Annotated in this window: 20 protein-coding genes; 8 read left to right on the top strand and 12 right to left on the bottom strand. The window is 73.7% G+C overall.

From position 1 onward, the window contains the following. Nucleotides 1-98: 98 nt before the first annotated feature. From ABZ934_RS20080 to ABZ934_RS20100, 5 genes are all read right to left on the bottom strand, one after another. Nucleotides 99-1,169, bottom strand: coding sequence for a lactonase family protein (locus tag ABZ934_RS20080; protein ID WP_361314869.1), 1,071 nt, complete (start codon nucleotides 1,167-1,169; stop codon nucleotides 99-101). 54 nt (nucleotides 1,170-1,223) lie between these two features. Beyond that, complete coding sequence (locus tag ABZ934_RS20085) at nucleotides 1,224-2,363, bottom strand: nitric oxide synthase oxygenase (protein WP_361314872.1); 1,140 nt, start codon at nucleotides 2,361-2,363, stop codon at nucleotides 1,224-1,226. Between the two features lie 210 nt (nucleotides 2,364-2,573). Then, on the bottom strand, nucleotides 2,574-4,070 hold the full coding sequence (locus ABZ934_RS20090; RefSeq protein ID WP_361315187.1) for an FUSC family protein: 1,497 nt from the start codon (nucleotides 4,068-4,070) through the stop codon (nucleotides 2,574-2,576). 287 nt (nucleotides 4,071-4,357) lie between these two features. Continuing rightward, nucleotides 4,358-5,101, bottom strand: a complete 744-nt coding sequence (locus ABZ934_RS20095; protein ID WP_361314874.1) for a protein phosphatase 2C domain-containing protein — start codon at nucleotides 5,099-5,101, stop codon at nucleotides 4,358-4,360. A gap of 40 nt (nucleotides 5,102-5,141) precedes the next feature. Beyond that, nucleotides 5,142-7,241 carry a SpoIIE family protein phosphatase gene (locus tag ABZ934_RS20100; protein ID WP_361314877.1) on the bottom strand — a complete coding sequence of 700 codons (2,100 nt, stop codon included), beginning with the start codon at nucleotides 7,239-7,241 and terminating at the stop codon, nucleotides 5,142-5,144. A gap of 153 nt (nucleotides 7,242-7,394) precedes the next feature. On the opposite strand from ABZ934_RS20100, the gene ABZ934_RS20105 reads away from it, so the two are divergent. After that, nucleotides 7,395-7,595 carry a DUF5988 family protein gene (locus ABZ934_RS20105; protein WP_361315190.1) on the top strand — a complete coding sequence of 67 codons (201 nt, stop codon included), beginning with the start codon at nucleotides 7,395-7,397 and terminating at the stop codon, nucleotides 7,593-7,595. Nucleotides 7,596-7,716: 121 nt separating this feature from the next. Here the strand turns inward: ABZ934_RS20105 and ABZ934_RS20110 are convergent, their stop codons facing one another. From ABZ934_RS20110 to ABZ934_RS20120, 3 genes are all read right to left on the bottom strand, one after another. Continuing rightward, nucleotides 7,717-8,139, bottom strand: a complete 423-nt coding sequence (locus ABZ934_RS20110; protein ID WP_361314879.1) for a universal stress protein — start codon at nucleotides 8,137-8,139, stop codon at nucleotides 7,717-7,719. Nucleotides 8,140-8,186: 47 nt separating this feature from the next. Further along, nucleotides 8,187-9,734: an APC family permease gene (locus ABZ934_RS20115; RefSeq protein ID WP_361314882.1), complete on the bottom strand. Its 1,548-nt coding sequence runs from the start codon at nucleotides 9,732-9,734 to the stop codon at nucleotides 8,187-8,189. An 85-nt stretch (nucleotides 9,735-9,819) separates the two neighbouring features. Beyond that, nucleotides 9,820-10,413 (bottom strand): histidine phosphatase family protein, encoded by a 594-nt coding sequence (locus ABZ934_RS20120; protein WP_361314884.1) that lies wholly within the window; start codon nucleotides 10,411-10,413, stop codon nucleotides 9,820-9,822. Nucleotides 10,414-10,542: 129 nt separating this feature from the next. Here ABZ934_RS20120 and ABZ934_RS20125 point away from each other — a divergent pair, with 129 nt between their 5' ends. Continuing rightward, nucleotides 10,543-11,169, top strand: coding sequence for a sigma-70 family RNA polymerase sigma factor (locus tag ABZ934_RS20125; RefSeq protein ID WP_361314887.1), 627 nt, complete (start codon nucleotides 10,543-10,545; stop codon nucleotides 11,167-11,169). On the opposite strand, the gene ABZ934_RS20130 is transcribed toward ABZ934_RS20125, so the two are convergent. From ABZ934_RS20130 to ABZ934_RS20140, 3 genes are all read right to left on the bottom strand, one after another. Further along, nucleotides 11,090-12,115: a MerR family transcriptional regulator gene (locus ABZ934_RS20130; protein ID WP_361315193.1), complete on the bottom strand. Its 1,026-nt coding sequence runs from the start codon at nucleotides 12,113-12,115 to the stop codon at nucleotides 11,090-11,092. The genes ABZ934_RS20125 and ABZ934_RS20130 overlap by 80 nt on opposite strands. Before the next feature lie 102 nt (nucleotides 12,116-12,217). Then, nucleotides 12,218-13,591, bottom strand: coding sequence for a deoxyribodipyrimidine photo-lyase (locus tag ABZ934_RS20135; RefSeq protein WP_361314890.1), 1,374 nt, complete (start codon nucleotides 13,589-13,591; stop codon nucleotides 12,218-12,220). Nucleotides 13,592-13,607: 16 nt separating this feature from the next. Continuing rightward, entirely contained in the window at nucleotides 13,608-15,176 is a 1,569-nt protein-coding gene (locus tag ABZ934_RS20140; protein WP_361314892.1) for an SDR family oxidoreductase, read from the bottom strand. A gap of 212 nt (nucleotides 15,177-15,388) precedes the next feature. Between ABZ934_RS20140 and ABZ934_RS20145 the strand changes: the two genes are divergently transcribed. The 3 genes from ABZ934_RS20145 to ABZ934_RS20155 all read left to right on the top strand — a co-directional run bounded on the left by ABZ934_RS20145 (nucleotide 15,389) and on the right by ABZ934_RS20155 (nucleotide 17,769). Then, nucleotides 15,389-15,868, top strand: coding sequence for an Lrp/AsnC family transcriptional regulator (locus ABZ934_RS20145; protein ID WP_361314895.1), 480 nt, complete (start codon nucleotides 15,389-15,391; stop codon nucleotides 15,866-15,868). A gap of 45 nt (nucleotides 15,869-15,913) precedes the next feature. After that, entirely contained in the window at nucleotides 15,914-16,591 is a 678-nt protein-coding gene (locus ABZ934_RS20150; RefSeq protein WP_361314898.1) for an HAD family phosphatase, read from the top strand. 68 nt (nucleotides 16,592-16,659) lie between these two features. Next, nucleotides 16,660-17,769 carry an FAD-dependent oxidoreductase gene (locus ABZ934_RS20155; RefSeq protein ID WP_361314901.1) on the top strand — a complete coding sequence of 370 codons (1,110 nt, stop codon included), beginning with the start codon at nucleotides 16,660-16,662 and terminating at the stop codon, nucleotides 17,767-17,769. Nucleotides 17,770-17,851: 82 nt separating this feature from the next. Here ABZ934_RS20155 and ABZ934_RS20160 read toward each other — a convergent pair whose 3' ends face one another. After that, nucleotides 17,852-19,792 carry an ABC transporter ATP-binding protein gene (locus ABZ934_RS20160; RefSeq protein ID WP_361314904.1) on the bottom strand — a complete coding sequence of 647 codons (1,941 nt, stop codon included), beginning with the start codon at nucleotides 19,790-19,792 and terminating at the stop codon, nucleotides 17,852-17,854. Nucleotides 19,793-19,889: 97 nt separating this feature from the next. Here ABZ934_RS20160 and ABZ934_RS20165 point away from each other — a divergent pair, with 97 nt between their 5' ends. The 3 genes from ABZ934_RS20165 to ABZ934_RS20175 all read left to right on the top strand — a co-directional run bounded on the left by ABZ934_RS20165 (nucleotide 19,890) and on the right by ABZ934_RS20175 (nucleotide 24,188). Continuing rightward, complete coding sequence (locus tag ABZ934_RS20165) at nucleotides 19,890-20,384, top strand: MarR family transcriptional regulator (RefSeq protein ID WP_361314906.1); 495 nt, start codon at nucleotides 19,890-19,892, stop codon at nucleotides 20,382-20,384. Between the two features lie 175 nt (nucleotides 20,385-20,559). Then, nucleotides 20,560-22,410, top strand: a complete 1,851-nt coding sequence (locus ABZ934_RS20170) for an ABC transporter ATP-binding protein (protein ID WP_361314909.1) — start codon at nucleotides 20,560-20,562, stop codon at nucleotides 22,408-22,410. Continuing rightward, nucleotides 22,407-24,188: an ABC transporter ATP-binding protein gene (locus tag ABZ934_RS20175; protein ID WP_361314911.1), complete on the top strand. Its 1,782-nt coding sequence runs from the start codon at nucleotides 22,407-22,409 to the stop codon at nucleotides 24,186-24,188. The genes ABZ934_RS20170 and ABZ934_RS20175 overlap by 4 nt, the downstream gene beginning before the upstream one ends. The last annotated feature ends 121 nt before the right edge of the window (nucleotides 24,189-24,309 follow it).

Raw genomic sequence — 24,309 nt, forward strand, 5'->3', positions numbered from 1 at the left:
CGGCCTTCGCGAGCAGCCGCGGCACCCGGCCGGTGTTGTACTGGAAGTGCGCGTAGGCACCGGTGATCACCGGTGCGCGGCCCCTCGTGCGTTGCGGCCTACGGCCCGAAGACCACGCAGGCGGCGGCCGGCACCTCGACGGAGCCCGCCCGGCGTGGCTCGCCGGTCACAGCGTCCAGGTCGAACCAGGTGACGTCGCCGGACCATTCGTTGGCCACGTACAGCCTGCGTCCCGAGGGGTCCACGACGAGGTCGCGCGGCCAGACGCCGCCGCAGCCCACGCTCGCGGTGAGCCGGGGCTTGGCGGGCCCGTCGGCGAGGGAGAAGGCGGTGATGGTGTCGACACCCCGTACGGCGGCCCACGCGAACCGCCCGTCGGGCGAGACGGCGACGACCGAGGGGTAGGGCCGGGTGTCCGCCGGGGCCTCCTCGGCGAGCACCGCGACCTCGTCGGCCGGTTCCAGCCGCCCCTCCCCCGCGTCCCAGCGGCAGACGGTCAACAGCGGCTCCAGCTCGTGCAGGACGTAGACCGTCTCCCCGTCCGGGTGGAAGGCGAGGTGGCGCGGGCCGGAGCCGGTCCGCAGCGCGGTCTCCCGGTGAAGGCGCGGTCGGCCGTCGGCCGGATCGAGGACGCAGACCCGTACGGAGTCGGTCCCGAGGTCCACGCCGAGGACCCAACGGCCGCCCGGGGCGGCCAGCACCTGGTGGGCGTGCGGTCCCTGCTGGCGTTCCGGGTGCGGCCCCGCGCCCTGGTGGGCCAGGACGGCCGGGGGACCGCAGGGGACGCCGTCCGGGTCGAGCGGGAGGCTGCTGACGCTGCCCGAGGTGTAGTTGGCGGTCAGCAGTCGCCGCCCCGCCAGACTGAGGTGGGTGGGCCCCGAGGCGCCGACCGGGACGAGCGGCCCGAGGGCGGTCAGCCCGTCGGCCCCGGTGCGGTAGGCGGCGACCCCGCCGTCCTCGGCCTCGCTCACCGCGTACAACACGCCGGCGTGCCGGTCGAGGGTGAGGCAGGAAGGGTTCTCGGCCGTCTCGGTCACCGCCAGGGGCGTCAGCGCCCCGGTGGCCGGATCCACGGCCGCGGTGGTGATGCCGCGGCCGCCCCCCGAGGTGAACGAGCCGATGTAGGCCCGGTGTCCGCCGCTCTGGTCCGTGCTGCGCGCGCCATCCACAGGTGCCTCATCCCGCCGTCCCGGATCCGGTCGAAAACGACGGTAACAGAAGGTCTAGACCAAGTCCCGTCCCTTGGCCCGTTCGTGGGCCCCGGCGTGGTGGACGTACGCGGTGGCGCTCGGCCGGTCCTCGTACGTGCGGTGGAAGACCGGGGTCGCCGCCCCGGAGATCGGCGGGACGATCCAGGACCAGTCGGCGCCCACCGCACGGCCCTTGCGCTCCTCGCGCTCCAGGTGCGAGAGGAACCGCCGGGACTCGGTGTGGTGGTCGGAGATGCTCACCCCGGCCCCGTCGAAGGAGTGCAGGACCGCCCGGTTCAGCTCCACCAGCGCCCTGTCCTTCCAGAGCGAGCGGTCGCTGGAGGTGTCGAGGCCCATCCTGCGGGCAACGGCGGGGAGGAGGTTGTAGCGGTCGGTGTCGGCGAGGTTGCGGGCGCCGATCTCGGTGCCCATGTACCAGCCGTTGAACGGCGCGGCCGGGTAGTGGATGCCGCCGATCTCCAGGCACATGTTGGAGATGGCGGGGACTGCGTGCCAGCGCAGCCCCCAGTCGTGCCAGTGGTCGGGGCCGTCGGGGTGGCGGATCGGCACTTCCAGCACGGCATCGGCCGGGGTCTCGAACCAGCGGGGCTTGTCGTCGACGCCCTGGACGACGAGCGGCAGGAGGTCGAAGGGGGTGCCGGGACCGCCCGACCAGCCGAGGTCGAGCAGGGCCCTGGTCAGCGGGGCGTTGCGGGCGTCGCCGACGGTTATGGAGGGGTGGTCGCCGTACCCGGCGTAGCGGATGAGCTGCTCGCTCCAGATGAGCGGACCGGGGCGGTCGGGGGCGTCGGGGGCGAAGACCGTGATGGTGGGCCGCACGCGGCCGCCGTTGGTGGCCTCCCTCAGGTGCGCGAAGCACTCCTCTGCGATGGCGTCGGCGTCGGTGAGTTCGCGGCGGTCGCGCACCCGCAGCGAGTTCCAGTAGAGCCTGCCTATGCAGCGGTTGCTGTTGCGCCAGGCCACCCGGGCACCGTGGACGAGCTCGGCCGGAGTGTGGCGGTAGGTCCCCGTCCCGGCGAGTTCGGCGCGCACGGCGGCCAGTCGGGCCTTCGGATCTCCGGCTTCCGGGTTCTCCCGGTGGAAGAGCCGGATGAACTCCTCGGCGGCCTCCCACACCTGAGCGGTGCCCGAGCGCTCTTCAAGAATTTCCATTCCGGGCCGTTACCCCCTGTCCGTTCAGATCCACCCCGGACATGCCGAATGAATGTGCGGTGAACCTCACCCGTTGTACACGGGGCAGGTCAGCGGCGTGGGTGGACGACGGCCGGAACACTCCTCCGGGTGATCTACGCGAGACCGCCGGGGAAGGCGTCCTCAGGCGCCGTAGAATGCCCGCCTGTTCGGCACCCTAGTGGCCGGCCATCAGGCGCTGACCACGAGCGGAGCCCGCGGATGTGTCCGCAGCGGAACGTGCAGCGCCAGGAGGGCGTGCTCCAGACCGTGCAGGTGCGCGAGGACGGGCTCGGCCGGATAGGGCCGGGACCCCATGGCCGAAACCGCGGGGCGGACGCCGTCCCGCGGGGCGGTCAGCGCCTCCACCGCCGCCTCGACCCGCCAACAAGCGGCGGCGAGCCGGGCGTCGTGCGATGCCTGCGGGTCGGCGGCGACCGCCACCAGGCCCCGTACCTCGCGCGCACACGCGTCGAGCAGCTCCAGGACCTGCCGCGCGCGGGCCTTGCGGGCGCGCAGCGGACTCAGCGGGTGCACCAGGGGGCCGAGCGCCATCCGGACGCGGCCCAGGAGCAGTTCGAGTTCGGCGGCGTGCGGGGCCGGGTCCGCGTCGGGGTGGCCGGCGAGGCGGTCGAGGGAGGCCGCCGTGCAGGCCCGTACGCAGTGCAGCGCGCGCTGGATCCAGGCGTCGTTGGCGGCGTGCGTGGTCACGGGCAGTACCAGCACCACCGCGAGGGCGGCGCCCAGGGCGCCGATGGCGGTCTCCTGGAAGCGCAGCAGGAGCAGGCCGGGATGCAGCACGCCGAGGAGACCGTAGAGCAGACCGGCCATCACGGTGACGAAGAACATCATCCACGAGTACGACGGCGCGGCGGTGTAGAAGATCCCGAAGACGCATACGGCGACCAGCGCGGCGGTCGGCGCCGGCGCGCCGTGCAGCGGTACGGCGACCAGCAGTCCGGCGGCGATCCCGGTGACGGTGCCCACGACCCGGCGGAAGCCGCGGACGAGGGTCTCGCCCCGCGAGGCGGTGTTCACGAAGATCCACCAGGCGGTGCCCACGGCCCAGTACCAGCGGTCCTCGGAGAGGGCCTGCCCGATGCCGAGCGCGAAGGCGCAGGCGGCCGTGGCCTGGAAGGCCTGCCGGGTGGTGGGTCGGGCCAGCCCGGTGCCGGGCAGACCGGGCGGGGCGGCGGGGGGTGGGGTACGGCGCTCGATGGGCCAGAGCACGAACCGGGCGGCGCCGGCCGCGAGCAGGGCCAGCCCGACGGCGGCGAACAGTTCCGGCAGTTGCGCGGGCACCGCGTGCAGGAACTGCGTGATGAAGAAGTTCATGAACGCGAAGATGCCGAGGGCGTGGCCGCGCGGCCCCCAGCGGCGTGCGTGGACACCGGCGAAGACGACGGCGAGGAAGGCGAGGTCGCGGGCGAGCGGCAGGCCGTGCAGGGCGGTGGCCAAGGCGAGGACCGGGAAGCCGGCGACGGGCAGCAGGGCGGTGGTCACCCGCTGGGCGCGCACGCTCGCGTCGAGCACGGTGAAGAGCGCCAGCAGGGCGGCCAGTCCCCCGGCGATGGAGGCGGTCACGGAGAGACCCACGACCTGGGCGGCGGCGACGGCGAGCCCCACGCCGACGACGGCGCGCAGCGAGTTCCTGAGTCTCATCAGCCCCGGGTCCGGAGCCACGAACATCCTCTTCACGGCGGTGTGCCGCCCCCCTCGCGATGGTGCGCGCCGGGCCCGTGACCGCCCGGGGGTGGTGGGCGGCGTACGGGCACGGCGAAGGCGCCACGGTCCGGAGCGGCCTCGTTGCCGTCCGGCGCTGCGTGGCGCCGTAAGTACATGGATACGACACAGATAACCATCCGGGGGCCCACTGGCTCAAGCCCGGCTCGCCAGACTGGGCCATTGGCACAGCGAACCGAACGTGGAGTCGGCCATCGGATGCCAACGGACCAGGGCGGTACGACCAGGGCGTGTCACGCCTCGCCGATGCGCACCAGGGCCAGGGTGATGTTGTCCGGTCCGCCCGCGTCGATGGCGGCCTTCCACAGCTCGAAGGCGGCGCGGCCGTCGTCGTGCTCTCGCAGCAGCCCGTGGAGGACGTCTTCGCGCACGGGGTCGGTGAGCCCGTCCGTACAGATCAGGTACCGGCTGCCGACGGCGAGCGGGGAGGTGCGGACGTGTGGGGTGACGGCGTGGAAAGCGCGGGCGCCGCCGAGTGCCTGGGTGATGAGGGGGGTCGTGCGGCGGCCCGGCGGGAGCGGTGGGCTGTCGTCGACGCTCACTTGGCGCAGCGCCCCGTCGGAGGCGTCGAGCACCCTGCTGTCGCCGACGTTGAAGGTCAGCACGGACTCCGGCAGGACGACGGTACCGGCGACGGTGGTGCCCATGCCGGTCAGCTCCGGCTCCCGTTCGGCGGCGTCGTACACCGCGCGGTTGCACAGGTCCAGGGCCTCCCGCAGGGCGTCCTCGCCGTCCAGCGACGGCCCGAGCTCCGCGAGCCGCCGGACGACGAGCGCGCTGGCGACCTCGCCGGCCGCCTGTCCGCCGATGCCGTCGGCGACCGCGATGACGAGCGGCGAGCCGAGGGGGAACACCAACAGCTGCGGGTTGCGGGTCTCGGTGGCGCACAGCGTCCACGGCCCGATGACCAGGCTGTCCTCGTTGTGCTCGCGCAGCAGTCCGGCGTGGCTCAGTGCGCTGACGGCTGCGTACGTCATCGGCTTCGCCTTTCCGGCACCCGCGGGAAGATCTCCCTTCTCATTGTGGCCCCGTGCGGGGCGCGCGGCGGAGCCTGGCGAGGACGAGGACGGTGTCGTCGGTCGGGGTGGCGGGCAGCAGGCGGGCCAGGATGCGGTCCACCGTCTCCTCCAGGCAGTCCACCGGGGCGCGCAGTTGGTCGCGCAGGGCGTCGATGCCCGCGTCGATGTCCTGGTCGCGGGCTTCGACGAGCCCGTCGGTGTAGAGGGCCACGACGGCGCCTTCGGGGATCAGCGTCACGGTCGAGCGGAACGGCACGCCGCCCACCCCGAGGGGGACGCCCAGCACGTCGCCGATCCGCTCCACGGTGCCGTCGGGGTGGCGCAGCAGGGGCGGGGGGTGCCCGGCGCTGGCGACGCGGGCGTGGCCGGTGTGGGGGTCGTAGCGGATGTAGAGGCACGTCGCCAGTTCGATGCCGGCCTCTTGGGCGCAGGCGTCGAGTTCCGCGAGCAGCGCCTCGGGGTCGGGGGTGTGCCCGGCGAGCGCCTTGGCCGTGATGCGGAGCCGGCCCATCGCCGCGGCGGCCGGGACGCCGTGGCCCATCACGTCCCCGACGAGCAGGGCCAGCTCGTCGCCGGGCAGCCGGATGACGTCGTACCAGTCCCCGCCGACCTCGGTGACCCGGCTGCCGGGGAGGTAGCGGTGGGCGATGTCGGCGTGCGGGCCGGCGACGGGGGCGCTGGGCAGCAGGGCGCGCTGGAGGGTGAGCGCGATGTCCTGGACGCGGCCGTAGAGGCGGGCGTTGTCCAGGCACAGGGCGGCACGCGAGGCCAACTCGGACGCCAGGGCGAGGTCGGATTCGGAGAAGGCCGGACGGGCCGCGGAGCGCCCGAACATGGTGATGCCCTGGACGGTGCCGCGTGCGATCAGGGGGGCGATGAGGATGCATGCCAGGCCGCTCTCCAGGAGCAGCCGGGCCCGCTCCCGGTGCGTGACGGTCCTGGCCACGAAGTCGTCGTTCACCGGGACCGAGAGGGGGCGGCCGGTGTCGAGCATGGCGTGGATGCTGGAGCCCGGCGGGTACGTGACCCGCTCCAGGCCGCCCAGCAGCTCGTCGGCGGGCGGCGGGAGGGTGGTGCCCTGCGCGATCCGGCGGGTGACGAGCGGCAGCCGGGGGTCGAAGATCTCCGGCTCGTACATCCACTGCACCAGTTCCACCACGCAGGCGTCGCAGAACTCCGGGACCACCGCCTCGACCAGCTCGCGCGCGGTGACGTTGAGGTCGAGGGTGGTGCCGATGCCGGCGGCGGCGCGGTCCAGGAGCGCGAGCCGCTGCCGGGCCGCGGTGACCTCCATGATGGCCCTTTCCCGGTCGGTGACGTCCACCAGGAGGCCGCCGACGCCGCGTCGGGTGCCCACCGCGCCGCTGAGCGGGAACAGGCTCACGGACCGCACCTGGTCGCGGTCGGGGTGGCCCCGGGTGCGCAGCCCGACGAGGGTGTCCACCACGGTCCGGCCCTCCTGCGCGACGGCCTTCAGGAGGCGCTGGTACTCCCCGCCGTCGGAGGTGATCATGATGTCCGTCATACGGCGGCCGAGGTGCTCGTCCAGGGGCATGCCGTCCATGTCGGCGAGGGCCTGGTTGAGGTGGACGTACCGCAGCTCCTCGTCCAGCATGACCAGGCCGATCGGGCAGGTCTCGAAGAGCGCGTCGAGGAAGGCCAGGTTGGTCTTGACGCGGTCCAGCTCGACGCTTCTGCTCGCCAGGCCCATCACCACGGAGCGGCCGGTGCTGCCGGTGAGCGGGAAGACGCGGAAGCCGCAGTCGAAGACCGTTCCGTCCCGGTGGAGCGCGGGCAGCCGCACGCGCCAGTAGCCGAGGGTTCGGGCGCGCTCGGAGAGCCGCGCGGCGGCGCCCGGGTCGCGGCCGGGGAAGAGCATCGCCGCGGGGCGGGCCAGGACGGCGGCGGCCTCGTGGCCGAAGAGGCTGCGCGCGCCGGGACCCCAGTAGCAGACCCGGTCCTCGTCGTCGAAGCCGAGGACGGCGACCGGCACGTGCTCCAGCAGCGAGCCCGGCTCCGACCGCAGGGGGCCGCGGTCCTCGGCGGCCCGTACGGGGCCGGGGTTCTCCTCGCCGTCCCCTTGCCGGTCCGGTGGCATCGCCGCCCCCTTCCGCGCGCCGAGCGCGAGCTGGCTGTCCGGCGCCCGCGCGGCGGGCTCGGGCGGCCTCTTCAATTCTGCCCGCCGGGGCCGGGAGCGGCCCGCCGAGGTGCGCCGGGCCCAGTGGGTGGCGAGACTGGTCCCATGACGACCATGGCGACCACAGCGGCCCTCGAGGGCGGCCCGGACGACCTTCCGGAGCGTCTGGTCCCGGCCCCCGCACCGGGCGAGGACGTGAAGGTGGCGCACCGGGGCGGATACGAGCACTTCAAGGCCACGGCCCGCTTCCGGGACGCCCCGCAGGGGCGGGTTCCCGTCTACGAGTGGTGGGAGCGCACGGAAATCGCCGAGTGACCGAACCGCCTTCCCGGTCCCCCGCCCCGTCCCCCGTCCCCCGTGCCCGCCGCCCGACTACGGCCCGCGGTACGCCGAGCACATCTACGAGTAGGGCCCTCGTCCACGGGCAACTCCCGGGTCAGGCCGGTTCCTCGGTCGGCACGCACAACACGGGTACCGGCGACAGGTGCAGCAGCTTGTGCGGCGTCGAGCCGAGGAGGGCGCCGCGGATGGGGCTGTCGCCCCAGGTGCCGACGATGATCACCCGCGCCCGGTGGCGCCCGGCCGCGTCCAGGAGGGCCTGCGCGGGCTTCTCGTCGGCCACCTCGACCGTCGAGGGGACGCCCGCCTCGTCCGCGGCCGCGACGGCGTGGGCGAGCGCGCTGCGGCCCGCCTGTCGGACGGCCTCCCGGTGGGCCCGGTACTCCTCCCCGGCGCCGCCCGGCGCGGCCGCGCCGAAGACGAGGACGAGGGGCTCGCCGAAGGCGGCGGCGACCTCCAGGGCGACCCGCAGGGCCCGTTCCGCGCCGGGCGATTCGTCGTACCCCAGGACCACGGACATCGTGCACTCCTCCCTTCCTGACAGGCCTCACGCCTCACATGCCGCCCTCAGGGCGACGTCCGGTGCCGGCCCGGAACGAGCGCCGGGTCGGCCACCCCGCGCCGCTCCTGCCAGAACCGCGCGTCCCGGAGCCGCCAGAAGCACATGACCAGCACGCCGACGACGGCGATGCAGATGCCGATGAGCAGCGGCGGGCTGATACCCAGCCAGGAGACGCCCCCGGCCGAGCTCTCCGGGTCCGACATGTCTTCCACGGATTCCACCAGCAGCCAGGTCAGCAGTCCCGCGCCGACGACCGGGCCGAGCCCGATGAGCAGGAAGTTGTGCCAGCTCTCCAGCAGGTGGCGCCGGTAGTAGACGGCGCAGGCCAGCCCGGTGAGCGCGTAGTAGAAGGCGATGAGCAGCGAGAGCGCGGTCAACGAGTCGAGGAGCGCGTTCTCGCTGATCTGGTTGACGACGAGGTACCAACCGATGGCGATGCCGGCCACCCACCACGTGCTCACGTCCGGAGTCCGGAAGCGGGGGTGGATGCGGGACAGTGACGGCGGGAGCGCGTGCCGGCGGGCCATCGACAGGGCGGTGCGGGAGGCGGGGATGATCGTGGTCTGGGTGGAGGCGAGCGCGGAGGTGCAGACCGCGAGGAGCACCATCCAGTCCCAGCCGCCCATCACGTCGCGGGCGAGCAGGGCGAAGACGGCTTCCTCCTGGCCCGCGTTCCGCGCCAGGAAGCCGGTTCCGGCGTAGGCGACGACGGCGTAGCCGACGGCCAGGTAGGTCACCAACAGCACGACGGTCGACCAGATGCCCGCCTTGCCGGGCGCGGTGGCGGAGTCCTCCACCTCCTCGGTCAGGTTGACGGCGGACTCCCAGCCCCAGTAGATGAACACGCCGAGGAGCAGTCCGCCGGTGAGCGCCGCGCCACCCGCTCCGAAGGGGTTGAGCCAATCGACGGACGGTCTGACCGCGCCGAGGCCGCTGGTGCCGGCGTAGACGCGGTAGATGGCTACCACCGCGAAGACCAGGAGGAACACCACCTGGGCCAGGATCAGCACGTCCTGGACCCGGGCGGACATCTCGGTGCCGATGACGCAGACTGCGGTCATGGCGAGGATGACGACGACGGCGAGCGTCTGACGGACCGCCTCGTTCGCGGCGAGGCCGTCGAGGCCGGCGGCGAGCAGTCCGAAGCGCACCGCGACGTCGGCGAGCGAGCCGATGACGAGGACGCCGGTCATGGTGATCGCCCAGCCGCCGAACCAGCCCGCCCAGGGACCCATCGCCCGCGTCACCCAGGAGAAGGTCGTCCCGCAGTCCTGGTCGACCTTGTTGAGGTAGTAGAAGGCGGCGGCGATCAGCAGCATCGGTACGAACGACGCCAGCATCACGCCCGGCGCGTAGATGCCGGCCACCGCGACGATCGGGCCGATGACCGCGGCCAGCGAGTAGGCGGGCGAGGTGGAGTTCAGGCCGATGACGAGTGCGTCGAGGAAACCGATCGCGTCGGCCTTGAGCCCCGCGTCGGCCTCCGCGGTCCGCCGGTCGTCATCGCCGCCGCGCCGCCGGTCACCGTCGCCGCCCGTACCGTCCTGCGCCATATACGCATGCTCCGGCACACGGGGGTGGTGCGCGAGGCGGAACGGCGCCCGGAGCGGGCGGCAGAGCGGGGCTCAGGGGCGGGGCTCAGGGGCGGGTGTTCCAACCGGCAACCACGGGCAGGCCGTGTTCCGTGGACAGGACGCCGACCGTGCCGGTGCGCAGCAGGAACAGGCGTCCGTCCTGCGGGGCCAGGCCGAGGTAGCGCGCCGTCAGGACGCGCAGGAAGTGGCCGTGGGCGACGACGACGGCGTCGCCCCGGTCCTCGCGCAGGACCTTGTCCACGCGGGCCAGCGCGCGGTCGGCGCGCACGCCGACCTGCTGGGCGTTCTCCCCGGGGTGTTCCGCGTCGCCCGGCGGGACGCCGTCGGTCCACAGCGACCAGTCGGGCCGGGTCCGCCGGATCTCGGCCGTGGTGATGCCCTCGTAACCGCCGTAGTCCCACTCGTGCAGGTCGGGGTCGGTGACTCCGCCCGAGAGCCCGGCGAGTTCCGCGGTGGCCACCGCCCGGCGCAGCGGGCTGGTCAACACCAGGGCGGGGTGGCGGTCGCGGAAGAACGGGGCGAGGGAGATGGCTTCCTCGACGCCGTGCGCGGTCAGCGGGACGTCGGTCAGGCCGGTGTGCCGTCCGGTGGCGCTCCAGGCCGTCTCACCGTGTCTCACCAGCAACAAGTCGCTCATCCTTGGACCCTAGACGGTCCGTCGCGCCGATGGGATGACCCGAGCGTGTCATGTACGCCACGGATCGCGGATTCGATGCGGAAACGGTGCGACTTGGCCCGGCCGTCACCGCTGGCCACGCTCGGACCCATGAATGACCTGATCCGCGAGCCGGCGCGGGCGGGGCGCACCGCCGGCGGCGGCCCGTCCCAGGAGGCACGCTTGGCGGCCGGCTTCGCGGCAGGTGACGAGCACTGCGTGGAGGCCGCCTACCGTCGCTGGCGGCCCCTGGTGCACTCCCTCGCCCGCCGCGCCCTGGGGGACGAACGCGAGGCCGAGGACGTCACCCAGCAGGTGTTCCTCGCCGCCTGGTGCTGCCGACGGCAGTACCGCCCCGGTCCGGGCGGCCTCGGCGCGTGGCTCACGGGAATCACCCGCCACAAGGTGGCCGACGCGCTGGAGGCCCGGACGCGGCGGTCCCGGGTCACCGCGGCGGCCGCCCACGCGCTGCACGAACACGTCCGGTCCCCCGCCGCCCACGCGCAGCCGGAGCCCGAACAGGCCCTCGACCGCATGCTGGTGTTCGGTGAACTGGCCCGACTGCCCGCGGCCCAGCGACGCGTGCTGTGGCTGGCGTTCTACGACGACCTGACCCAGTCCCAGATCGCGGCCCGGACCGGGCTGCCGCTGGGCACCGTCAAGAGCCACATGCGCCGGGCGCTGCTGGTCCTGCGCCACTCGCTCGGGGATCCGGCGCCGACACGAGCCGCTCGATGACCGCGAGGCCCGAGCGCAGGCCGAACAGCCGCTCGAGGCGCGGGCCCGAGGTTGCCGCGCCCCAGCCCGGCCCCGCCAGCAACAGCGCCGAGTGCCCCCGGGCGCCGTGCGGCCCCCATGCGATACCGGCGACCGCGCGGGCCAGGGCGTGCTCCGCGGTCGTACCCGACTGGGCCCAGAGGACGGCGGCACGCGGGCCCGTACGGCGCACGGCCTCGCGCAACGCCTCGGCGGGCAGGGCCGGCCCTAACATCAGGACCGGCAGGCCCCGCTCCCCGAGGGCGGCGGCCAACGCCTCGATGGGCAGGCTGTGTTGTTCCCCGGGGGCGCAGGCCAGGAGCACGGGAGGCGCCTCGTACCGTCGGGGTGCGGGCCGCGGGCGACGCAGGGCGCCGGAGACGTGCCAGGACAGCAGGTGCTCCACCTCGACGTAACGTTCCCCCGCCGAGGCCCACTTGCGGCCCACGGCGTGCAGGGTCGGCGCGATCACCTCCTCCCACGCCATGACCGGACCCAGCTGCGCCAACGCGGTGTCCAGCAGGTGCTCCACCGCCGGCGCGTCCAGTCGTACGGCGGCCCGTGCGAGCCCTCTGCACTCCGCCCGCACCTCCCCCAGCGGAAGGGCGGTGGGCCCGCCCGGCGTCACGGTCACCGGGCGGACCACCCCGGAGCCGCCGGCGGCTGCGTCGAGCGCGGCCCTGGCGGCCTCGGACGGGGGCACGCCCTGCGCCGTGAACCGGCACATCAACTCCAGGCGGGCGATGTCGGCGGGGGTCCATCGGCGGTGCCGACCGCTCTCGCGGCGGGCGGGGCCGATGGCGTAACGGCGCTCCCAGGACCGGAGCGTGGTCGGCGAGACCCCCAGGCGCCGGGCGACCGCGCCGGTGCTCAGCGCGGCGGCGGGCAGCGGCGGCCCCGGGGGTTCCTCGGGGGCACCGGGCGGCACGGGGTCGTGGGACGGCACGCCGTCGTGCGGACGCTGCGCGGGGTGGCGGGGCGGCACGGGGTCCACCCGCTCACCACCGGGCGCGGGAGCACCGGGAGCGGCTCACGCGCTCCCCCGCCCCTGCCGGAAACGCGCGAGCCCGTCGGCGAGTTCCACCACCGGCTCCGGGTAGTCGTACCGGGCCCGCTCCGCCGCCGGCAGCCGCCACGGTTCGTGCACCCGGGGCGCGGGCAGCCCCGCGAGTTCCGGCACCCACCGGTGGACATAGGCGCCGTCGGGGTCGTAGCGCACGCCTTGACGGACCGGGTTGAGCACCCGGTTGGGCCGGGTGTCGGCGCCCGTGCCGGCGACCCACTGCCAGTTCAGTTGGTTGTTGGCCAGGTCCCCGTCCACCAAGAGGTCCAGGAAGTGGCGCGCACCGATCCGCCAGTCGACGTACAGCGTCTTGGCGAGGAAGCTCGCGGCCAGCAGCCGGCCCCGGTTGTGCATCCAGCCCTCGTGGCGCAGCTGGCGCATGGCCGCGTCGACGACGGGGTAGCCCGTGCGGCCCTCCTTCCAGGCCCGGATCTCCTCGTGCGCGTCGCCGCCGCTGCGCCAGTGGTCTTGGCGCCCCCGGTAGTCGCGTTGGGCCGCGTCGGGGCGGGCGGCGAGCACCTGGTGGTGGAAGTCGCGCCAGCACAGCTGCCGGACGAACGCCTCGGCGCCGGGGCCCTTGACGGCCCGGGCACGGTGGACGGCCTCGGCGGCCGAGACGGTGCCGAAGTGCAGGTGGGGAGAGAGCCGGGAGGTGGCGTCGCCGGCCAGGTCGTCGTGGGCGTCGTGGTAGCCGTCGACGCCGGCGCGCAGCCACGCGTGCAGCAGCCGGCGGCCCTCGCGCTCGCCGCCGCGCGCCAGCCCCGGGGAGACCCCGGTGACGGCCGCGCGTTCGGGCACCGGATCCGACCGCAGGGAGCAGGGGACCCGGAGCGCCCGCGGGGCCGCGGTGACGGCACGCGGGGGCAGTTCCGTCCAGCGGCGCAGGTAGGGGGTGAAGACGGCGAAGTGGTCGGAGGCGGCGGGCCGCAGGGCGCCGGGTGCCACGGCCGTCACCACCATGTCGTGCACGTACAGGCGACGGCCTTCCGCCTCCAGGGCGGCGCGCAGCCGTTCCTCCCGGGCATGGGCGTACGCGCTCACCCCGGCCGCCATGTGCACCTCGTCGGCGTCCGCCTCCCGTACGAGGGCCAGCACTTCGGGGACGGCGTCACCGGAACGGATCACCAGGCGGCCACCGCGTTCGCGCAGTGCGTCGTCCAGCCCGGCGAGGCAGTCGGCCAGGAAGGCGCGGCGGTTGGGCGCCGCGAACCCGGATTCCTCGATGGCCCGGTCGCGGACGAAGAGCGGAACCACTTGGTCGCATGAGGACAGCGCGGCACGCAGCGGCGGATGGTCGTGCACGCGCAGGTCTGAGGTGTAGAGGACCACCGCGACGTTCATGGGCTCTCGCTCCGGGTCAAGGCTGTGAGGTGCTGCTTGCGCCGGGTGCTTCGGCGGCGGACGGCGGAACGGATGCGCCCCCGGGCAGCTCGCGTTCCAGCCGTTCGGCGGCTTTGGCGATGTTGCGCGCCATCCCACCGAACACCACGGCGTGGAAGGGCGAGACGCTCCACCAGTACAAGTGGCCGAGCAGCCCGTGCGGGTGGAACAGGGCGCGCTGGTCGAAGCGGGAGCGCCGGCGGTCCGCCGGATCGGGGTCGGCGCGCAGCTCCAGCCAGGCCAGGCCCGGCAGCCGCATCTCGGCGCGCAGCCGCAGCAGGGCTCCCGGCTCGATCTCCTCCACCCGCCAGAAGTCCAGGCTGTCGCCCACCCGCAGCGTGGCCGCGTCCCGGCGTCCGCGCCGGATGCCGACGCCGCCGACGAGCCGGTCGAGCCGGCCCCGCACCGCCCAGGCGAGCGGGAAGGAGTACCAGCCGTTGTCGCCGCCGATGCCCTCGACCACCCGCCACAGCGCGGCGGGGGACGCGTCGACGGGCAGCTCCCGCCGGTCCGTGTAGAGGCTGCCGCCGGCCCAGTCGGGGTCGGTGGGCAGCGGGTCGCTGGGGGCGCCGGGGACGCCGGCGGAGGACCAGCGGGTGGTCACCTTGGCCTCGCGAATCCGCTGGAGGGCGAGGACCAGGGCCCGGTCGAAGGGCAGCGGGGCGCCGGGCGGGTCGGGGACGTAGGCGGCGATGTCGTGCTCGTGGCAGACCACCTCGTGCCGGAGGGACTCGGCGAGCGGCCTCGCCAACGCACTCGGGACGGGGGTGACCAGGCCGATCCAGTGGCTGGAGAGACCGGGGGTGAGCATCGGGACCCGCAGGATGAGCCGTTTGGGGAGCTCCGCGACCTCCGCGTAGCGGCGCATCATGTCCTCGTAGGTGACCACGTCCGGGCCGCCGATGTCGAAGGCCCGGTTGACCTCGGACTGCATGCCGGCGCTGCCGACGAGGTAGCGCAGCACGTCGCGGACCGCGATGGGCTGGCAGCGCGTACCGACCCAGCTGGGCGTGACCATGACGGGCAGCCGCTCGGTGAGGTAGCGCAGCATTTCGAAGGAGGCGGACCCGGAACCGATGATGACGGCGGCGCGCAGGACGGTGGCCGGGACGGCGGAGTCGAGGAAGATCTCGCCGACCTCGGCGCGGGAGCGCAGGTGCGGGGAGAGTTCGCGCGGCGCGATCCCCTCCGGCGTGAGCCCGCCGAGGTAGACGATGCGCCGGACACCGGCCGCCCGGGCCTGCTCCGCGAACACGCGCGCGGCCTCGCGGTCGCGGTCCTCGAAGCCGGAGCCGGAGCCGAGGGCGTGCACGAGGTAGTAGGCGACGTCGATACCGCGCATCGCCTCGGCGACCGACGCCGGGTCGGTGACGTCGCCGCGCACGACCTCGGTGCGTCCGGCCCAGGGGTGGTCGCGCAGCTTTCCGGGAGTCCGGGCCAGGCAGCGGACCCGGTGCCCCGCGTCGAGGAGCTCGGGTACCAGTCGGCCGCCGATGTAGCCGGTGGCCCCGGTGACCAGGCAGTGGGTGGCCTCCGCGTCCGTCATGGCGCTCCCGTCATGGTTGTCTCGGCTCTCGTGCCCCCGTTCAGGATTCCGCACGGGCTTCCGCTCGGCATTCCGTAGGATTCCGCGCGCCGGGCGGGTTTGGATGCGCTTTGCGCGCACGGACTCCCGCCGGGCTCGCGGGTGGTGTCGCCGGCCCGCACGCGGGCGTGCGGGCCCGTCGGGGCGGTCCCGGCCATTGGTACAGTCTCGGCATGGCGGTGGACGAGCTCGACACCCGCATCCTGCGCCTGCTGATCGAGCAGCCGCGCACCAGTGTGCGCGAGTACGCCCGGCTGCTGGGCGTCGCGCGCGGCACCCTGCAAGCCCGGCTGGACCGGCTGGAGCGCACCGGGGTGATCACCGGAACCGGTCCGGTCCTCTCCCCCGCCGCGCTCGGCCACCCGGTGCTGGCCTTCGTCCACATCGAAGTCACCCAGGGGCATCTGGACGAGGTGGGCGACGCCCTCGCGGCGGTGCCCGAGATCATCGAGGCGTTCTCCATCACGGGCGGCGGGGATCTGCTGACGCGGGTGGCGGCCCGGGACAACGCACACCTGGAGGACGTCATCCAGCGGCTCATCCGGCTTCCGGGCGTCGTCCGCACCCGGACCGAGGTCGCGCTGCGCGAGCGGGTGCCGCACCGGCTGCTCCCCCTGGTCGAGGCAGTGGGAAGAGAAGCGCGCAAATCCTGACAAGATGGTCGTGCACGAATACGACCGGCAGGACGGGCACAACGGATGCTTTCCGTCATATTCGATCTCGACGGCACCCTCGTGGACAGCGAGCCGAACCACTACGAGTCCGGGCGACGCACCCTTGAACGGCACGGCGTACCCGACTTCACCCGGGAACAGCACTCCCCCCTCGTCGGCATCGGGACGCGGAGGACGCCGGAGAACCGCAAAAAGCGGTCCGGGCTGCGCGCATCGGTCGCGCGGCCGCCGGAGGAGCAGAACGGCGCCCATCCGGAGCCGGCCCGCGCCGGGACCGAGGCGTTCCCCGAGATGCGCAGGTTCGTGGAGCGGCTGCACGCCGACGGCGTTCCCATGGCGGTGGCGTCCGGCTCCTCGCGCGAGGCGATCGAGGCCGTGCTGGCCGGGACCGGTCTGGACGCCATGCTGGGCGTCGTGGTCTCCGCCGAGGAGGTCGCGCACGGCAAGCCGGACCCCGATGTGTTCCTGGAGGCGGCGCGCCGGCTCGGCGCGGACCCCGCCGACTGCGTGGTGGTCGAGGACGCGGCGCCGGGGGCGGAGGCCGCCCGGGCGGCGGGCATGGAGTGCCTGGCGATCCCTTCCGTGGCAGGTACCGCCGGCCACCCCGCTTTCGCCTCGGCCGGCCTGCTGTTCCGCGGCGGGCCGGGCGAATTCGACGCGGAGACCGCGTACGAATGGCTCGGGGAGCACCGCGCGGCCTGATCGCCTGGCCGACGCCCACGTGGTCGGGCTTGGGGAAGAGTGCGGGGCGGCCCGGGGTTGGTAGAACCGTGAACGACTTCGTGGAGCGGGACACGGTGACGGTGGACGTGGTGGTCATCGGCGCGGGGCAGGCCGGCCTGTCCGGCGCCTACCATCTGGCCCGGTCGGACATCGACCACGTCCTCGTGGACCATGCGCCCCGCCCGGGCGGGGCCTGGCAGTTCCGCTGGCCGTCCCTCACCTACGGCAAGGTGCACGGCATGCACGCGCTGCCCGGCATGGAGCTGACCGGCGCCGACCCGCTGCGGCCGTCGTCGGAGGTCATCGGGGAGTACTTCGCCACGTACGAGGAGCGCTTCGGGCTGCGCGTGCGCCGGCCGGTGCACGTCGCGGCGGTACGGGAGGGCTCGGACGGGCGACTGCTGGTGGAGTCGGCGTCCGGCGACCGATGGGCGGCCCGCGCCCTGATCAACGCCACCGGCACCTGGGACCGGCCGTTCTGGCCCCGCTACCCGGGCCGGGAAACGTTCCGGGGTCGGATGCTGCACACCGCGGACTACCCGGGACCGGCCGCCTTCGCCGGGGCCCGGGTGGTGGTCGTGGGCGGGGGCACGTCGGCGGTGCAGCACCTGCTGGAGATCTCCGAGGTGGCGGCGGCGACCACGTGGGTGACCCGCCGCCCGCCGGTGTTCCGCGACTCCCGCTTCGGCGAGGCCGAGGGCCGGGCCGCCGTCGCGTTGGTGGAGGAGCGGGTACGCCGCGGGCTGCCCCCGCGGAGCGTGGTCAGTGTGACCGGACTGGCGCTGAACGACGCCGTGCGGGCCGGGCTGGACTCGGGGGTGCTGGAACGCCGGCCGGTCTTCGAGCGCATCACCCCGACCGGGGTCGCCTGGGACGGCGGGCGGAGGGTGGACGCCGACGTGATCCTGTGGGCCACCGGTTTCCGGGCGGCCATCGACCACCTGGCCCCCCTGCGTCTGCGGGAACGGGGCGGTGGCATCCGGCTCGACGGCACCCGGGCGGTCCGTGACGAGCGCGTGCACCTTGTCGGCTATGGCCCTTCGGCCTCCACCATCGGGGCCAACCGGGCGGGCGGCGCGGCCGTCCGCGAGATCCGCCGCCTCCTGGCCCGTGAAGCGGGCGGAACTCCGGCCCTGGCCGGGGCCGTCGCCCTGTGACCCGCATGTGACCGTCCCGCTCGTCCGTCGGGTGACGGCCCGTGTGGCGGGTGGCGGTTCCGGTGGTGCGCCGGTCATACCGTCAGACGTTCATGGGGGCGGGGACGGTTTCCTCCGCCGGGCCGCCGTGGGCGGTGTTCCCGTTCAACGGCTTCGTGCGGTCCGTGCGCGTACGGGCCGGCTGCTCGGCGTCGGCCGGCGGCGGCGCCGACTCGGCGTCCCGGTCCCGGCGGACCAGGGCGGCGTACCGGCCGTCGGCCGCGAGGAGTTCCTCGTGCGTACCGCGCTCGGCTATCCGTCCGGCGTCCAGGACGACGATCTGATCGGCGTCGCGCACGGTGGAGAGCCGGTGCGCGATGGTGATGGTGGTGCGGCCGGCGGACAGTTTGTCGATGGCCCGTTGCACGGCATGCTCCGTACGGGTGTCCAGCGCGCTGGTCGCCTCGTCGAGGATCAGGACCGGCGGGTCGCGCAGGATGGTGCGGGCGATGGCCAGCCGCTGCTTCTCCCCTCCGGAGAACCGGTAGCCGCGCTCACCGACCAGCGTGTCGTACCCGTCGGGAAGGGACTCGATATGGTCGTGGATCTGGGCGGCGCGGGCGGCCTCGACTATCTCCTCGTCGGTGGCGTCCGGCTTGGCGAAGCGCAGATTGTCGGCGACGGAGGCGTGGAAGAGGTAGGTCTCCTGGGAGACCACGCCTATGGACCGGGCCAGCGAGTCGAAGTCGAGGTCGCGGACGTCGATCCCGTCGAGGGCGACCCGTCCGTCGGTGACGTCGTAGAGCCGGGGCACCAGGTAGCTGAGGGTGCTCTTGCCGGATCCGGTGGGGCCGACCACCGCGAGGGAGCCGCCGGCGGGGACGGTGACATCGATGCCGGTGAGCGTGGGCCCGCTCTTGGCGTCGTACGCGAAGTGCACGTCCTCCAGCCGGATCTCGCCCTTCGCGCGGTCGATCCGTACCGGGTCCTCGCGTTCGGTGATGTCCACCGGCAGGTCGAGGTACTCGAAGATCCGGGCGAACAACGCGAGCGAGGTCTGGATCTGCACGCCGGTCGACAGAAGGCTCACCGCGGGCCGGAACAGGCCCTGCTGGAGGGTGACGAAAGCGACGAGGGTGCCCACGGAGAGCGAGGGCGCACCGGTCTGGAGGGCTATGCCCGCGGCCCAGTAGATGAGCGCGGGCATGGCGGCCATGACGATCCCGATCGTGGACATGCGCCAGCGCCCGGCCATGCTGGAGCGCACCTCCAGCCCGACCAGCTTCTCCGATTCCTCGGAGAACGACCGGGTCAGGGAGTCCGCGCGACCCATCGTCCGACCGAGCAGGATGCCGCTGACGGACAGGGACTCGGTGACGGTGGAGGCCATCGCCGCCATCTGCTTCTGCCGCTGCGTGGTGATCTTCTTGCGCTCGCGCCCGACCCGCCGGCTGATCCACACGAAGACGGGCAGCAGCAGGAGCGAGACCAGCGTCAGCCGCCAGTCGAGCGCGAGCATCGCGACGACGGAGGCGATCACGGCCGTGAGATTGGAGACGAGGGACGTCGCGGTGGAGGTGACGGTGGCCTGCATGCCGCCGATGTCGTTGGCTATGCGGGACTGGACCTCACCGGTGCGGGTTCGGGTGAAGAAGGCCAGCGGCATGCGCTGGAGCTGGGCGTAGACGGCGGTGCGCAGGTCGTGCATGACGCGCTGGCCGACGGTGGTGGAGATCAGGGTCTGGAGCACGCCGAACACGCTGGTGACCACGGCGGTGAGGATCATGCCGAGGGCCAACAGGCTCAGCAGGCCCGTCCGCCCCTGCGGGATCGCCACGTCGAGGATTTCCTTGAGCAGGAACGGCGAGGCGACGGAGACCAGCGAGGAGGCGGCGACGAGTCCGCCGACCACGGCGAGGCGGCCTCGATAGGGCCGGAACAGCCCCATGATGCGGCGTAGCTGTCGGGGCTGCTCCGCAGGGTCGGGACGGTTGGGGTCGAGGGATTCCTTGGACGGCGTCCATTCGGGTTCTTTGGGGCGCATGGGCCTCCTTCTGGCGCGAGCTACTGAGCATAGCTCATTGTTACCTATACTCACAATGAGTCTGGTCCTGATACTCTCCCATTATGAGGACCGCAGCATGAGCACCGCTTCCGACAACACCGTGACCGGCGCGGACGGCGTCGACGCGCCCGACAGCGACGACGGCGTCCTCGCCGAGCAGCTGCTGCGCCTGACCCGCCGGCTCCACCGCATCCAAAAGCGTCATCTCGAACCCCTCGGGATCACTCCAGCCCAGTCAAGGCTGCTCCGGCTGGTCTCGCACTACCAGAGCGCCGAACCGCCGCGGATGGCGGAGCTCGCCGCCCGCCTCGAAGTCGTCCCCCGAGCGGTGACGACACTGGTCGACGGGCTTGAGTCGGCCGACTGCGTGCGCCGCGCGCCCGACCCCGCCAACCGGCGGGTCATCCGGATCGAGCTGACCGACACCGGCCGCGCCACTCTGCGCCGGCTGCGCAACGCGCGGACCGCCGCGGCGGAGGAGATCCTGGCGCCCTTGACCGCCGCGCAGCGCGATGTGCTCGGCGGCCTTCTCGACGCCCTGTCCGACGCCCCGGCGAAGCGCACCTGCTGACCACGGCTTCCCCGTTCCACCGGGCCCGGTAGGACAGTTGAGCGGCCCGTACACCAACCGCCGCGCCCGCAAACCTCGCTGCCGACGGCCGGCGCGGCCAGAAAATCGTTTGCGGGGGCCCGGTCCGGAAGACGAACCTTGTGTGGTTTGAGTCACTCGACCGTCTTGGGGCGTCATGCAGATCAGCGATCTCCCGCATCCGGATCCCGGGGTGCCCGACGCCCGTTCCGGCCCGCGTCTCCTGCTCTGGCTGGGCCGCACCCAACTGGGCGGACAGGCCAAGAGCCTGTGCTGGGGGCTGGTCCACCACTGCGCCATCGCCGGGCTGCCGTTCGCGGTGGGCCTCGGCGTGGAAGCGGCCGTGGACGGCGACGGACGGCGGCTGCTCCTCGTCGGCGCGCTGATCGCGCTGCTCGGTGTCGCCATCTCCCTCGGCGACACCATGCTGCACCGGACCAGCGTCACCAACTGGATCACCGCCGCCGCCCGGGTGCAGCAACTGCTCGCCCGCAAGACCGCCGACCTCGGCTCGGCCCTGACCCGCCAGGTGGCCGCCGGTGAGGTCGTCGCCGTATCCACGGCCGACGTGGAGAAGATCGGCTGGTTCGTCGAGGCGGTCTCCCGCTTCCTCGCGGCGGCGGCCTCACTCGTCGCCGTCTGCGTCGCCCTCGTCCTGTACGCACCGTCCCTCGGCGTCGTGGTCGCCGTCGGGATGCCCCTGCTGGCCCTCTCCTCCCTGCCGCTGCTCCCCCGCGCCACCCGGCGCGCCGACGTCCAGCGGGAGAAGGCGGGCAAGGCGACCGAACTGGCCTCCGACACCGTGGCCGGCCTGCGCGTCCTGCGCGGAATCGGCGGCGAGGAACTGTTCCTCGGCCGGTACCGCGCGGCCTCCCAGGAGGTACGCACGGCCGCGGTGCGCAGTGCGCGCATGTGGGCGCTGATCTCCGCCGTCCAGGTGTTCCTGCCGGGGGTGCTGCTGATCGCTGTGGTCTGGTACGGCTCTTCGCTGGTCCTGGACGAACGGCTCGTCGTCGGCGAACTCGTCGCCGTATTCAGCGCGGTGTCGCTGTCGCTCTACCCGTTGCGCAGCGTGCAGGAGATCGCCATGGCCTACTCGTTCTCGCGGCCCTCCGCCACCCGCGCGGCCCGGGTGCTGCGGCTGACCCGCGCCGAGGGAGCGAAGGCGCCGAAGGCGACGGACGCCGTACGGGCGCCGGCTCCGGGCGGGGACCTGTACGACCCGCGGACCGGGCTGCTGGTCCCCTCGGGCCGGTTCACCGCCGTCGTGTGCGGGGACCCCGACCTCGCGGGACGGCTCGCGGAACGCCTGGGCGGCCATCCCACGGTCACCGACGACGACGCCTCGGTGTTGCTGGGAGGCGTGGCGCTGGACGAGCTCGCGCTGGACACGGCGCGCCGACTGGTCCTCGTACAGGACAAGGATCCGGTGCTGCTGTCCGGCACGCTCCGCGAGCTGTTCGACGTACCGGCGTCCGGGTCGGTGACCCCGGCGGCCGCGCTGGAGGCCGCGCAGTGCGGCGACGTACTGGCAGCCGTGTCGCAGTCCGCGCCCGAGGGGGTGACGGACCCGATGGACGCCCGGATCACCGAGCGCGGCCGGTCGCTCTCGGGTGGTCAGCGCCAACGGCTCGCGCTGGCCCGCTCGCTGGTCACCGACCCTGAGGTGCTGGTGTTGGACGAGCCGACCTCGGCGGTCGACTCGCACACCGAGGCACGCATCGCGGACGGCATCGCGGGGCTGCGCGCCGGTCGTACGACGGTGGTCCTCGCGTCCTCACCGCTGGTGCTGGACCGCGCCGACCGGGTCGTCCTCATCCACGAGGGCGTTGCCCTGCCCGCAGCGACCCACCGGGAACTGCTGCGCGACGAACCGCGCTACCGGGTGGTCGTGACGCGCGAGACGGAGGAGGAACAGCGCCTCGACGGGCTGTCCCTGTCCACGCTGGACGCGGAGATCACCGGCCGGCTCGACGAAGAACTCACCGAGATCGAGGAGTCCGCATGATCGGCGTGGCGCCGCCGCTCTACGACCCGGCGGCCCCCGAGTCGGCCACGACGCTGCCCGTCGGCACGTCGGCGACCGTACGGGGCTATGTGCGCGGCCTGCTCCGACGGCACCGGCGGGCCTTCGCGGTGCTGGTGGGCGTCAACGCGATCGCGGTGATCGCCTCGATGGTGGGCCCGTACCTGTTGGGGCGGGTCGTGGACGACCTCGCGGCGGGAGTCCGCGAACTCCACCTGCCACGCGTGGGGCTGCTGTTCGCACTGGCGCTGGCCGTCCAGACCTGCTTCGTCCGCATGGTCCGGCTGCGCGGGGCGATGCTCGGCGAGGAGATGCTGGCCGACCTGCGCGAGGACTTCCTGGTGCGTTCCGTCGCGCTGCCGCCCGGAGTGTTGGAGCGGGCCGGGACCGGTGACCTGCTGTCGCGGATCACCACCGACATCGACCGGCTGGCCAACGCGATGCGGGAGGCCGTGCCGCAGCTCTCGGTCGGTGTGGTGTGGGCGGGGCTGCTGTTCGGGGCGCTGGCGGTGACGGCGCCGCCGCTGGCACTCGCCGCGCTGGTGGCGCTGCCCGTGCTGGTGCTCGGCTGTCGCTGGTACTTCCGGCGGGCGCCGTCCGCGTACCGATCCGAGGCGGCCGGCTACGCCGCGGTCTCGGCGGCGCTGACGGAGACGGTGGACGCCGGCCGCACCGTCGAGGCGCACCGGCTCGGGCGGCGTCGGGTGGCTCTGTCGGAAGAGCGCATCGGTCGCTGGGTCGCTTGGGAGCGGTACACCCTCTTCCTGCGGTCCGTGCTCTTCCCCGTCATCAACGTCACCTACGTGACGATCCTCGGCTCCGTGCTGATGATCGGCGGATACTGCGTGCTGCGCGGCTGGATGTCGGTGGGGCAGCTGACGACGGGCGCCCTGCTGGCCCAGATGATGGTCGACCCGATCGGTCTGATCCTGCGCTGGTACGACGAGCTCCAGGTGGCGCAGGTGTCGTTGGGCCGCCTGGTCGGCATCCACGAGATCGAGCCCGACGGCGGCGACGCGTCCCTCTCGCCACGGGGGCGGACGGTCCGCGCCGATGAGGTGCGGTTCGGCTACCGGGAGGGCGTGGACGTGCTGCACCGGGTGTCGATGTCCGTGCCGCCGGGGACCCGGATGGCGCTGGTCGGCCCCTCGGGTGCGGGCAAGTCGACCCTGGGCCGGCTGCTGGCGGGCATCTACGCGCCACGGACCGGCGAGGTCACCCTCGGCGGGGCGCGGCTGTCGCGGATGCCGGCGGAGCGGGTCCGCGAGCACGTGGCGCTGGTCAACCAGGAGCACCACGTCTTCGTGGGCTCGCTGCGGGACAACCTGCGGCTGGCCAGGACGGGTGCTGGGGACGCCGAGCTGTGGGCGGCGCTGGAGGCGGTGGACGCGGACGGTTGGGCGCGGTCCCTGGAGGCCGGGCTGGACACGGAGGTGGGTTCGGGCGCCGCGGCGTTGACTCCCGCGCAGGCGCAGCAGGTCGCCTTGGCCCGTCTGGTGCTGGCGGATCCGCACACCCTGGTGCTGGACGAGGCCACTTCGCTGCTGGACCCGCGGGCGGCCCGGCACCTGGAGCGTTCGTTGGCGCGCGTGTTGGACGGCCGTACGGTCGTCGCGATCGCGCACCGGCTGCACACCGCGCACGACGCGGATGTGATCGCGGTGGTCGAGGACGGCCGGATCAGCGAGTTCGGCTCGCACGAGGAACTCGTCGCGGCGGACGGCGCCTATGCGGCCCTGTGGCGGTCCTGGCACGGCTGAGGCCCTGCCTCGCGGGGGGTGACGGGGGCTCGCGGGGCGGCGGGGACCTCGCAGGGGTGGCGGGGAAACTCGCGGGCGTGGCGGGGACCTCGCGGACGTGGCGGGGACCTCGCGGACGCCA

Source organism: Streptomyces sp. NPDC046557 (assembly GCF_040645975.1).
Taxonomy (GTDB): Bacteria; Actinomycetota; Actinomycetes; order Streptomycetales; family Streptomycetaceae; genus Streptomyces.